6 protein-coding genes and 1 pseudogene are annotated in these 12,872 nt (G+C 44.8%); 5 read left to right on the forward strand and 2 right to left on the reverse strand.

Annotated features, from left to right (window positions below):
• Positions 1–52 precede the first annotated feature (52 nt).
• On the forward strand, positions 53–757 hold the full coding sequence (locus HWQ36_RS26055) for a Uma2 family endonuclease (RefSeq protein ID WP_292708260.1): 705 nt from the start codon (positions 53–55) through the stop codon (positions 755–757).
• A 225-nt stretch (positions 758–982) separates the two neighbouring features.
• Here the strand turns inward: HWQ36_RS26055 and HWQ36_RS26060 are convergent, their stop codons facing one another.
• Positions 983–5,515, reverse strand: a complete 4,533-nt coding sequence (locus HWQ36_RS26060; protein WP_292708262.1) for a PAS domain-containing protein — start codon at positions 5,513–5,515, stop codon at positions 983–985.
• Positions 5,516–5,948: 433 nt separating this feature from the next.
• Between HWQ36_RS26060 and aroC the strand changes: the two genes are divergently transcribed.
• Positions 5,949–7,037, forward strand: coding sequence for a chorismate synthase (gene aroC / locus HWQ36_RS26065; protein WP_292708264.1), 1,089 nt, complete (start codon positions 5,949–5,951; stop codon positions 7,035–7,037).
• 109 nt (positions 7,038–7,146) lie between these two features.
• On the opposite strand, the gene HWQ36_RS26070 is transcribed toward aroC, so the two are convergent.
• Complete coding sequence (locus HWQ36_RS26070; RefSeq protein ID WP_292708266.1) at positions 7,147–7,443, reverse strand: DUF3288 family protein; 297 nt, start codon at positions 7,441–7,443, stop codon at positions 7,147–7,149.
• Positions 7,444–7,783: 340 nt separating this feature from the next.
• Here HWQ36_RS26070 and HWQ36_RS26075 point away from each other — a divergent pair, with 340 nt between their 5' ends.
• The 3 genes and pseudogenes from HWQ36_RS26075 (at position 7,784) to HWQ36_RS26085 (ending at position 12,847) form a co-directional block, all read left to right on the forward strand.
• Positions 7,784–10,237: an ATP-dependent Clp protease ATP-binding subunit gene (locus HWQ36_RS26075; protein ID WP_292708315.1), complete on the forward strand. Its 2,454-nt coding sequence runs from the start codon at positions 7,784–7,786 to the stop codon at positions 10,235–10,237.
• A 441-nt stretch (positions 10,238–10,678) separates the two neighbouring features.
• Positions 10,679–10,831, forward strand: a pseudogene (locus tag HWQ36_RS26080) (RNA-guided endonuclease TnpB family protein); the annotation flags it as partial.
• 249 nt (positions 10,832–11,080) lie between these two features.
• Positions 11,081–12,847, forward strand: a complete 1,767-nt coding sequence (locus tag HWQ36_RS26085) for a tetratricopeptide repeat protein (RefSeq protein ID WP_292708268.1) — start codon at positions 11,081–11,083, stop codon at positions 12,845–12,847.
• Positions 12,848–12,872: the final 25 nt, after the last annotated feature.

Raw genomic sequence — 12,872 nt, forward strand, 5'->3', positions numbered from 1 at the left:
GCTCCGTCCGTCTTACGGCGGAGTAGTCCACCCACCTCTACTGTCTGCGATCGTGGTCAACACTTCTCCACAACATTCGACTCCAACTGATTCTACCTTCGACATTCCGCCTCTTGAGAGTGGCGATCGCCTCATTCGTCCAGAGTTTGAGCGTCGCTATAATGCCATGCCCAACCTCAAGAAAGCTGAATTAATTGAAGGAGTCGTTTACATGGCATCACCTTTGCGCTTTGAACCCCACGCCGAACCACATGGTAATTTAATGATTTGGCTGGGAAATTACAAAGTAGCTACGCCTGGTGTCAGATTAGGTGATAATCCAACTGTGCGGCTAGATTTAGATAATGAACCTCAACCTGATGCCATTTTGTTAATTGATGCAGCGTGTGGCGGCTCATCTCATTTGGGTACTGATGGTTATGTGGAAGGTGCGCCCGAATTAGTAGCAGAAGTTGCCGCCAGCAGTGCTAGCAAAGATTTGTATGATAAAAAACGTGCCTATCGTCGCAATGGCATTCAGGAATATATTGTTTGGCAAGTTTTTGAGCGGACTGTTAGTTGGTTCAGCTTGCAAAATGGTGAATACGTATCACTGATACCAAATGCGTCAGGCATAATTCAAAGTCAAGTCTTTCCAGGATTGTGGCTTGATGTATCAGCATTAGTTGCGGGAAATATGCAACAAGTTTTAGCAGTGTTGCAGAAAGGGCTAAGTTCAGCAGAACATCAGACGTTTATTCAGAAAATAAGTATTTAATAAAGAGTTAAGGCAATACGGTTCGGTTAAGGTTTTTTGATGAAAATACTAGATCGCAAAGACGCGATAAATTGCTGATTATTGTAGAGACGGCGATTCATCGCGTCTCTTGACTTCCAAGATATATTTATGTAGGTTGGGTGGAGTGAAACGTAACCCAACATTATCACCAAATTTTATGTTGGGTTACGCTATCGCTGCACCCAACCTACAAAACTACAGGTTTCAAGATAGACGTGGTTTAGTCTGCGCCAGTGCCACCACAGCTTGAACTAACTCTTCTGGATCGAGGGGCTTGGTAACGTGCCGTTGATAGCCACTGGTTATAGCTCGCTGGGAATCCTCAACTCTGGCATAAGCAGTCAAAGCGATCGCTGGAATTTGTCCGCCTTTTTCGGGAGTTAAAGTTCGGATCTGTTGAATCAGGGAATAACCATCGACTTCAGGCATTCCAATATCACTGACTAACACATCGGGTTGAAAGGACTCCAGGTTTGCCAACACTTCTGTGGCAGAAGCTACAGTCAAGACTTTAGCTCCGTATTCAGCAAGCAATACTGTTAATAGCTCACGGGCATCGGGGTCATCATCCACTGCCAGGATTCTAATTCCTGTGAGTTCGAGTCCTGGTTGTGGCAACTCATCTGTCTGCTTGATTTCTGGTTGAAGACTCAGCAGTGGCAACTGGACTGTAAAGGTAGCTCCCAACCCTTCACCAGGACTGTCAGCCGTGATGGTGCCGCCGTGAGCCTCAACTAACTGACGGACGATCGCTAATCCCAATCCTAACCCGCCATACTTGCGAGTAATTGAGACATCTTCTTGACGGAATGACTCAAAAATGTATGGGAGAAAGTCAGGGTTAATGCCAATGCCCGTGTCACTGACGATAATGTATGCCTGCTCATCTACTTGCTCTAATCGGATTTCAACCCGTCCTCCCTTGGGGGTAAACTTGATAGCATTGGAAAGTAAATTCCAAACGATTTGTTGCAGGCGGTTGGAATCTCCAGAGACTTGCCCAATATTCGGCAGTAACGGATGCAACGTAATTGATTTGGCAATGGCTGCTGTACTTACCGTATCGATCGCAGATTCAATAATAAATGCCAGATTTACAGGTGCAGCATTGATGCTGAGTTTGCCGCGCAAAATCTTGGCAACATCCAGCAAGTCATCAATCAGTTGAGTTTGCAGTTTAGCGTTGCGTTCAATTGTGGCTAAGGCTTCAGCCGTTTTGGTTTCATTAAATTTGCGGGTTTGCAGCAGTTTTGTCCAGCCGAGAATCGGGTTGAGAGGCGATCGCAATTCATGGGAGAGAACGGCAAGAAACTCATCTTTGATGCGGTTGGCACGTTCGGCTTCTGCTCTTGCCGCTTGCTCTAGCTGGAATAACCGATCGCGTTCAGCCTCCAGTTGTTTTTGCGCTTCGATATCAGTTGCACTGCCAAACCATTTGACAATTTGACCTTGCTTATTCTTTTGCGGAATTGCTTGGTGTAGATGCCAGCGATATACACCATCTGCCCGCCGCATCCGACCTTCGGCTTGATAATAAGTACCCTGTTGTACTGCCTCACTCCACTGTTGAACCAGAATAAGTATATCTTCTGGATGCACGACCTCTTTCCAGCCGATTGTGTGGGCTTGTTCCAGTTTTAATCCTGTGAATTCCGACCAACGTTGATTGACATCGAGTAACGCTCCTTCAGGGTTGGCTGTCCAGACTAATTGTGGGATTAATTCTGCCAAGCACCGATAGCGTTCTTCACTTTGCCGTAATTCCTCCTCTACCTGTTTGCGCTCGGTGATGTCACGCGAAATCAATAAGATTCGTTCTATTTGCCCGGAAGCATCCAGAATCGGGCTAACGACGACTTCCCACCATTTCGGAGTACCTTTGATGGTGGGGCAGTATCCGCGAAAAATTCTGACTTCACCTGTTTTAGCGGCAGCGAGTGCCTGTTCTGCCTGTTGCCGATAGCTGCCTTCCCAGAAACAGACCCATTCAGTATTGAGATAGGAATTTAAGTCGTCAATTTCCATCAAACACAGCCCGCCTGTATTCATGTACAGGAGCCGCCCATCCAGGCTTAATACCTTGATACAGTCAGAACTGCTTTCTAAAATGCGGTTCTTAAATTCTTCACTCTGGCGTAGGGCTTCTTCGGTTTGTTGGCGAGCGGTAATATCTCGCCAGGTGGCAACAAATCCATCTCCAAATTTAGCCACGCGGATATCAAATGCTCTAACTAAGCGTTGTTCTCCGTACTCATCCTCATAAACTAGGCTGTCTTTAATCAGCGCCTGCCCTGTTTCTACTACCTGACAGTATTCATCAAACAATTCACTGTGACGATGCCCTGGTAGTAATTCACACAACCCCCGCCCAGTCTGCTGCTCATAAGTCATTTGATTGTTGACACAAGCCGCATCATTGACATATTCAGTTATAAAATCGACAATCTGTCCCTGCTCATTCCTCGCAGCCCGGTATACTCCAAAACAATCCAGCATATTTTCAACCGACGTGCGGAAGCGTTCTTCGCTCTTTCGCAAAGCAAGCTCTGCCTGTTTGCGTAAGCGAAGCTCTTCGTAAATATCGGTGACATCATAATGGATGCCTGCCATTCGCAGGGGATTGCCATGTCGATCGCGCGAAACCACTTTTCCGTAGTTGGCAATCCATTTCCAATCCCCAGACTTGGTTAACATCCGATATTCAAATTTGTAAGACACCGAATCGTCCTGAAGATGTCCATTCAACCGTTCCATCACCCAAACTTTATCGTCAGGATGAATTAGTCGCTCCCAGCTGCTAAAGTCATCCCGTAACTCTCCTTTCTCATATCCCAGCATTTCCAGCCATCGGGAACTTAAATAATCTTCATTGGTAACAATGTTCCAATCCCATAGACCGCCACCAGAACCTTCTAGTGCCATTTGCAGGCGTTCTTCACTGTCTCGCAGGGCTTGCTCTACCTGTTTGCGTTCGCTGATGTCTTCGGCAATACCTGTAAACCGATAAATCTCTCCTGTTTCATCTCGAAGCCCAAAACAGCGATCGTGAACCCAACGAATACTGCCATCGGGTAAGATAATGCGGTATTCTTCATCAAATTGACCGGCGACAGCTTTTTCTGCAAACGCTTTCTGGATCGATTCTCGATCCTCTGGGTGAATCCGATCGACCCATGCTTGTTGTCCTTGATACAATTCCTGTGGGTTCAATCCCCACAGTTTTTTATATGCAGGACTGACATAGCTAACTCGGTTTTGGGACACTTCTCTAATCCAGAACACCGCATCAATATTTTCTGCGAGTTGGCGGAAACGTTCTTCACTATCTCGCAGAATTTCGGCTGATCGTTTGCGTTCAGTGATATCTAATTCAATACCCGCCATCTGAATCGGTTGCCCGTGTTGGTCGTAGAAAACCTTGCCCTGACTTAGTGCCCACCGAATTGTCCCGTTGGGATATACTACTCGAAATTCAATGTCATAGTCTTCTTTGGTGGCGATCGCACTATCTACTGCTGCTAGTAAGCGATCGCGATCGTCTTGGTGCAACCGCGCTACAAACATCTTGAATGAGCCATCAAATTCTCCTGGCTCCAATCCAAATAAGGCTTCCAAGTTATCTGACAAGGAAATTTTTCCCGTTTGGATGTTCCAGTTCCACGTTCCCATCCGAGAAGCTGACAGGGCCAATCGCAGCCGTTCTTCACTCTGCCGTAATTCTACTTCTACCCGTCTGCGCTCAGTCAGTTCATTCTGTGCCTGCTGATAGAGTTCCGCCTGTCGAATTGCAATGCCAACTTGAATCGCTAGTTCTTTGAGCAAGTCAATCTCTAAGGGCTGCCACCTTCGAGCCACTGCACAGTTATGAGCAATTAGCAACCCCCAAAAGTGACCATCGTCAATAATCGGCACTACCAGATTAGCTTTCACTTGAAACTGAGCCAAGAATTCAACGTGGCAGGGGTCGATACTGCTATCCTGAATATCAAATATCGCCGTTACGTAACCCTGACGATAGCGTTGGATATAATTTTCGACAAGAGCGGGATCGTAGCTGATGGTTTCTAGTGGATTCCATGCAAGGTAGTTCTCAGCGAGGCAGGGATCGTGGATAGTGGAAGAAAGAAGCGATCGCCACTCTGTGCCAACTGATTCTGCCACTACTGTACCATCCCCGTCAGGATTTAACCGAAAAACCATGACTCTATCTGTGTGGAGAAACTGCCGCACCTCGGCTACAGTTGTCTGAAGAATTTCATCCAGATTCAGGGATTGGTGAATTTGCTGGGTAATCTGCGCGACTACGCGCTCTCGTTCAATTCGCTGTTGCAGTTGGGTGCGTAGCTGTACTGTTTCAATCACCCCATTGACTGCTATTTGCAGCCCTTGTGGGGTAATTTGCTCTTTGACAATATAATCTTGTGCGCCCGCTTTCATCGCCTGAACTGCGATCGCTTCATTGCCCTGCCCTGTGACGAAAATCACAGGTAGACAGGGCTGTTGGGTGGTGAATTGCAATTTAGCCAGAAATTCCAGTCCGTCTAGATCGGGCAGCCGATAATCAAGTAAAATGGCATCTGGCTGGTGTTGCTGCCAAAGTTCTAACCCTTGCTGTCCCAGGGTAGCTTCTAGGATAGTGTAAGAATATTCGCGATCGCGCAACAAATACCGCCGATATAGTTCTCGATCTTCTGGGGAATCATCGATAATTAAGAGGGTGCGCCGTTGCTGAGACATCGTGAATTAATTGAGCGGATAGAGTTCAAGCCCACATTCCGCAGGTTATAATAGAAAAATTGCTATTTTGGAAATAGCGCTAAGATCCTCATCTATGTAAGGATTTTACCATGCCCTCTGTTTTATGACTTTAGGAAAAGTCTATGGTAAAAGGGCGATTACATCAATGCCACCATACATAATACAAACTAAATGCGCTCGCTATTATCTAAAGCGAATGCATTAACATTGTCGGGTATTGCCAAAATTAATCCGCTACGAATTAATGAAATGCTGTACTAAGTAGTTGTTTGCGCTCGCGTTCATCACCTGAACTGCGATGATAGTGTTGTATAAATACTAGGAAATAGCGAAAAATTCTACAAAAAGCAAAGACAAACTTTTGGAAGAACTCTAGGTAGAATACATAAACCTCACCTTTTTCTTCAAAATCATGGGCAATATTTTTGGTCATTTATTTCGCATTAGTACTTTTGGCGAGTCTCACGGCGGCGGTGTGGGTGTTGTGATTGATGGTTGTCCTCCACAACTAGAAATTTCGGCAGAAGAAATTCAGGTAGAACTAGATAGAAGGCGGCCGGGACAAAGTAAAATTACGACTCCTCGCAAAGAAGCTGATACCTGCGAGATTCTATCAGGAATATTTGAAGGCAAAACGCTAGGAACGCCCATAACAATTTTGGTACGCAATCAAGATACTCGTCCCCAAGATTACGACGAGATGGCACAGAAGTATCGGCCTTCTCACGCGGATGCAACCTATGATGCAAAATATGGCATTCGTAATTGGCAAGGTGGGGGTAGGTCGTCAGCGCGTGAGACAATTGGGAGAGTAGCAGCAGGTGCGATCGCTAAAAAAATTCTTCGTCAAGTTGCCAATGTCGAAATTATTGCTTACGTTAAGCGCATCAAAGACTTGGAAGGCGTAGTCGATCCAAATACTGTCACCTTAGAGCAAGTAGAAAGCAATATCGTTCGCTGTCCCGATGCTGAATGCGGCGATCGCATGATTGAATTAATTGAGCAAATAGGTAGACAAGGCGATTCTATCGGCGGTGTCGTAGAATGTGTGGCACGAAATGTACCAAAAGGTTTGGGCGAACCAGTATTTGATAAATTAGAAGCTGATATCGCTAAGGGTGTCATGTCTCTCCCTGCTAGCAAAGGCTTTGAAATTGGTTCCGGTTTTGCGGGAACGCTACTAACAGGAATTGAGCATAACGATGAATTTTATATCGATCAAAATGGTGAAATTCGTACAGTAACAAACCGTTCAGGCGGTATCCAAGGCGGGATTTCCAACGGAGAAAATATCATTTTGCGAGTTGCATTTAAACCGACAGCAACAATTAGAAAAGAGCAGAAGACTGTAACTCGTGAGGGCGAAGAAACCCTATTAGCTGCAAAAGGACGACACGATCCTTGCGTATTACCACGTGCAGTTCCAATGGTTGAGGCAATGGTGGCATTGGTACTGTGTGACCATTTGTTACGGCATCATGGTCAGTGCAAAGTCTTGTAGGCGATGAATCGACTCATCGTTGAATTAGGAGAGACGCGATGAATCGCGTCTGTACAAAAATTGGAAATATGAGGGAATAATTAATTCCCCATGCCCAATTCCCGATTCCCTAATTCCAATCCTGTTCATCTTTTTTGCCGCGACTTTTGTAAATACCGCCCAAATCGTGAATTTTGCGAGTTTTCTCAAAAAGCTCAATTTCGGTCAAACCCCACTGCTGCAAAACTTTATCTAGGTCTTTTTGAATGTCTCTTGCGCCTGGAAAGCCTTGATAACGCATTCGCAGTCTGGCTAATTCTGCTAAGTTATAGTCTGTCGCCTCTTGAGCGAGTAAGATATCAATAAGGGGGCGATCGCGGTTATAAAGAGGGTGCTGTTGGTCTTTACCAGCCCTTGGTTCAGTCATAGTGAGTCCTGAGTGTTGTTAGAGGATAGCTAGGGTTTAGCCCCTTCTGAGTCCTGAATTCTAAGTTTAGCGAGAGCAGAGGAGCAGAAAAGGCAAAACAAAATCATCTTCTCCACTGAAAAACTAATTGTAAAATTGAGAACTCTTGTACAGACGCGATTCATCGCGTCTCTCCCAACTCCTCTTAGACGGCTAGTACACCTGATGTCTTACGGCTCTCACCACTGCCACTTAACTTTAAATAAAGTTACATTAGTCCTTAAGAAAATACAAAAAACTTTAGATGAGGGTGAATTTTATCTCACCCAAAGTCCAAGCAGCGAGGGAGCAAGAACCCATTATGTTTGAACACTTCACTTCCGAAGCCATTAGAGTAATTATGTTAGCTCAGGAAGAAGCACGTCGCCTGGGACACAATTTCGTAGGAACTGAACAAATTCTCCTGGGTTTGATGGGAGAAGGAACTGGGGTTGCTGCTAAAGTGCTGGCCGAGTTAGGCGTTACCCTCAAAGACGCACGTCGTGAGGTAGAAAAAATTATTGGTAGGGGTTCTGGCTTTGTACCACCAGAAATTCCTTTCACTCCCAAGGTGAAAAGCCTCTTTGAGCAATCTTTTAAAGAAGCTCATAGCCTGGGACAGAATTACATCAACACTGAACATTTACTCTTAGGATTAACCGAGGCTGGTGAAGGTGTCGCCGCCAAAGTCCTGCAAAATCTAGGAGTTGATTTTAAGAGTGTTCGTAGTGCCATAGTTCGCCGTTTGGGTGAAAATGCACCGGCTTTCGCTGGTAGTGGTAGTCAAAAGCGCACCCAACCACTAACGATGGAAGAATACGGCAGAAATTTGACCAAATTAGCGCAAGAAGGCAGACTAGACCCCGTAGTTGGTCGTGAGAAGGAAATTGAGCGGGCAATCCAAATTCTCGGTCGCCGCACTAAGAATAATCCCGTCTTGATTGGAGAACCAGGAGTTGGAAAAACTGCGATCGCAGAAGGTCTAGCTCAACGTATTATCAATCAAGATGTTCCCGAAACCTTACAAGACAAGCAAGTTATCAGCCTCGATATGGGGTCATTGGTAGCTGGAACTCGTTTCCGTGGCGATTTTGAAGAACGCATCAAAAAAGTCGTAGAAGAAGTTCGCACTGTCGGCAACATCATTCTGGTAATTGACGAAATTCACACCTTGGTCGGCGCTGGTGGTACAGAAGGTGGTTTGGATGCAGCCAACATCCTCAAACCTGCCTTAGCACGGGGTGAACTCCAGTGCATCGGCGCAACTACCCTTGATGAGTATCGGAAGCACATCGAGCGCGATGCCGCCCTAGAGCGTCGTTTCCAACCAATTATGGTTGGTGAACCCTCGGTAGAGGAAACCGTACAAATTCTTTACGGTTTGCGCGGCGCTTATGAACAGCACCACAAAGTCACAATTTTGGATGCGGCACTTGTCGCAGCCGCAGAATTATCAGACCGCTATATTAGCGATCGCTTCTTGCCCGATAAGGCAATAGACTTAATTGATGAAGCTGGTTCTCGCGTTCGTCTGCGAAACTCTCAAAGTTCTCCCAATAAAGAACTCAAGCGTGAACTCGCTGGCGTTACCAAAGAAAAAGAAGCAGCAGTCAGAGTCCAAGATTTTGACAAAGCTACACAACTGCGCGACCAAGAGTTAAAACTCGCAGAACAACTGCAAGCAACATTTACACCAAACGAGCAACCTGTCAACTGCACCGTCGTTGACGAAGAAGACATCGCTCAAATTGTTGCTTCTTGGACTGGCGTACCAGTCAACAAACTGACTGAATCTGAGTCAGAATTGCTTCTCCACCTAGAAGACACTCTGCATCAACGCCTCATCGGACAAGAGCAAGCAGTCTCAGCTGTATCTCGCGGTATCCGTCGCGCCCGTGTCGGCTTGAAAAATCCCAATCGTCCCATTGCTAGCTTTATCTTCTCTGGCCCTACCGGAGTTGGTAAAACAGAATTGGCGAAAGCATTAGCTGCCTACTTCTTCGGGGCGGAAGACTCGATGATTCGGCTAGATATGTCCGAATACATGGAAAGTCACACCGTGTCCAAGCTAATTGGTTCGCCTCCTGGTTATGTGGGATACGACGAAGGCGGACAACTTACAGAAGCCGTGCGGCGGAAACCTTACACAGTGTTGCTATTCGACGAAATCGAAAAAGCGCACCCCGATGTATTCAATATGCTGCTGCAAATCTTGGATGACGGTCATCTTACCGATGCCAAAGGTCGGAAAGTGGACTTCAAGAACACGCTGATAATTTTGACTTCCAACATCGGTTCCAAGGTGATTGAAAAAGGTGGTAGTGGTTTAGGCTTTGATTTCGACACTCAAGCCGACGCTAGTTATAACCGCATCCGCACCTTGGTAAATGAGGAATTGAAAGCTTACTTCCGTCCAGAGTTCCTGAACCGTCTTGATGAAATTATCGTCTTCACCCAACTTTCTAGGGATGAAGTGAAGCAAATCGCTGAGATTATGCTTCGTGAAGTTTCTAAACGCTTGACAGAAAAAGGAATTATTCTTGAAGTTAGCGATCGCTTCAAAGAACTTGTAGTACAAGAAGGTTATAACCCCAGCTACGGCGCTAGACCGTTACGTCGGGCAATTATGCGCCTTTTAGAAGATTCTCTTGCTGAAGCAATGCTGTCTGGTCAAATTACAGATGGAGACACAGCGTTTATCGATGTTGATGATGACTCTCAGGTGAGAGTACAAAAATCAGAAAAACGAGAATTGCTCTTAGCAAATGTTGGCTAATTTTATACCCGATCACTTTTTGCTGTAATATTTGAGAAATACTCTAGCCTCTCATCTAAGTAGAGGCATAAGCAGGGGCATCTCCGACAAACATAAAGTGAAATGGTATTATTTCTTACCCCTGGTAGATATACTGGGGGCTTTTTTATGCAATTTTATCGAACAGAATTCAGGAATCAGAATTCAGAATGGGCTAAACCCTAGCTAATCGCTAACAGAATAATGCCTCCGGCACGCTCCGCGAACAGAGTGAATTCTGTACAACTGGATGCCGTAGCCTTGAAGATACGACAGTCCCAACTGTTAAGCCTGATTTTAATGCAATACAGTTCAGTTAAGCATTTTTTTCTTTCTTTTCTTCCTTCGCGCCCTTCGCGTCCTTTGCGGTTCGTTAAAAAAATTCACTTTGACAAAGAGTAAAGCTTTAACTGAACCGTATTGGATTTTAATGCAGATTCAATTACAGGCATCGACCTCGGTTTAAAAGAGTTTTTGACAACTTCTGAGGATGATACTGTTTCAATCCCTCAACCCTATCGTAAGTCTCAGAAGCGATTAGGAGTTATTCAAAAACGTGTTTCACGTCGCAGGAAATAGGCGTAGCCCGCACTTCGACTTCGCTCAGTGACCGTTGTAGACATCGCCTAGCCGTTTTGATTGAGTTCCAAACTCAAAATTTGAGGGTCAAAGGCTCAACCTTTACTCTCAGAAGCTCAAATAAAGATTCTTAACCATAAGCCACTGCTTTGAAATCTTCCTATGCAAATAAGATTTATACTCCCAAGAGAGGAGATTTCCAAATGCAGACAAAGTAGAATCTAAAATATACTTCACAAACTGTTTATGCAATGGGCTAATTTTCTAGCCAAAGAAGCTGCTAATCATAGCTTATCCCTAAAGCAAACGGCAGCTTTTGTAGAGTATTTTCAGACTGAAAACTTAGGTAAAAGTGAAGCGAAACTTGCTAGCGAATTAAACGTTGATATTGCTGCTTTCAAAAAGTTGGTAGATGAAGTATATAAGAAGTTTGCCCAAAACTATCCTGAGTTAGCAATTTCCAGCAATCGGGACAAAATACAAAAGTTACAAGCTTACCTGACAGCAAAATATAATAGCGAATTGAATATCCTCAAACCATTAGCGGCGATGAAATTATTAAAAACGCTAGTGGTTCGGGAAAGACTGCAAAAAGAACCTTGGATTGCGAGAAGAATTTGTAAATTTTTAGGATATTTGCCTTTAGCGTTAGAGTTAGTAGGGCGATATCTGGATAAGATGCCAGATTTGTCTCTGGAAACACTACTGAAGCGGCTAGAGAAAAAGCGAGTGGAACATGAAAATGTGGTCAATGATAACTCATTGATGCCTTATAAAGACAGTGTAGCTGAAGCTTTTGAGTTGAGTTGGGAACAGTTGGATGAAAATGCACAAAGCTTTGGCTGTTTGCTAAGTTTGTGTGCCTTGGCTGACATTCCCTTATCTATTGGGGCGATAGAAGATGACAAAAAACAAGAACTTTGGGAGAAAGCCATAGCCGACTTACTAGAATTACATTTACTACAACAGCAAAGTCAAGGAATTTATCGTTTAAATCCACTGATTCGACAACTTTTCCAAATGAAGTTGGATAAGTCAAATGAGGCGGATAAAACAAAAACTAAATTTGCAGCGATGATGTTAGAGGTAGCAAAGCTAATTCCGCAACAGCTTATCCCTGAAGATATTGTCAATCTCACTCCACATATCCCGCACATAACAGAAGTTGCAACCCACCTATCCCAGTATGTGGGCGATGAAAATCTCATCACTCTGTTTACCAAATTAGCCTATTTTTATCAAAGTCAAAGACTCTATCAGCAAGCAGAATCTTGGTTGCAACAGTGTGTAGAACTGACTAAAAATCGCTTTGGTTTAGAACATCCCGATGTCGCCACTAGCCTGAACAATTTAGCGCAACTTTACGATTTTACAGGACGTTACAGCGAAGCTGAACCGCTATATCAGCAAGCTTTAGAACTCAGAAAACGCCTGCTGGGAGAGGAACATACCGATGTTGCCACTACCTTGAACTATTTAGCATTACTTTATGAATCTACAGGACGCTACAGAGAAGCCGAACCTTTGTATCAGCAAGCTTTAAAACTGTGGAAACGCTTAGTAGGAGAAGAACATCCCCATGTTGCCACTACCCTGAACAATTTAGCAGCATTGTACTGTTATACAGGACGCTATAGCAAAGCCGAACCCTTGCTGAAGAAATCTTTAGAACTGAGAAAACGCCTGCTAGGAGACAACCATCTTGATGTCGCCACTAGCCTGAATAATTTAGCGCAACTCTACGAATCTACAAGACGCTACAGCAAAGCCGAACCTCTGTACCTGCAAGCTTTAGAACTGAGTAAACGCCTACTGGGAGAGGAAGATGCCGATGTCGCCATTAGCCTGAACAATCTCGCAGCCCTCTACCGTCAGACAAGACGCTACAAGAAAGCCAAACCCTTATTTGAGCAAGCTTTAAAAATTTGTGAACGGACTTTAGGTGTAAGTCATCCTACTACGATGACGATTCGGGCAAATTATGCCAGCTTTTTAAGAGAAGCATATCACTAGCGATCCTGGGCGTAATTCGTAATTC

This window comes from Nostoc sp. NMS2 (genome assembly GCF_017115105.1).
Taxonomy (GTDB): Bacteria; Cyanobacteriota; Cyanobacteriia; order Cyanobacteriales; family Nostocaceae; genus Nostoc.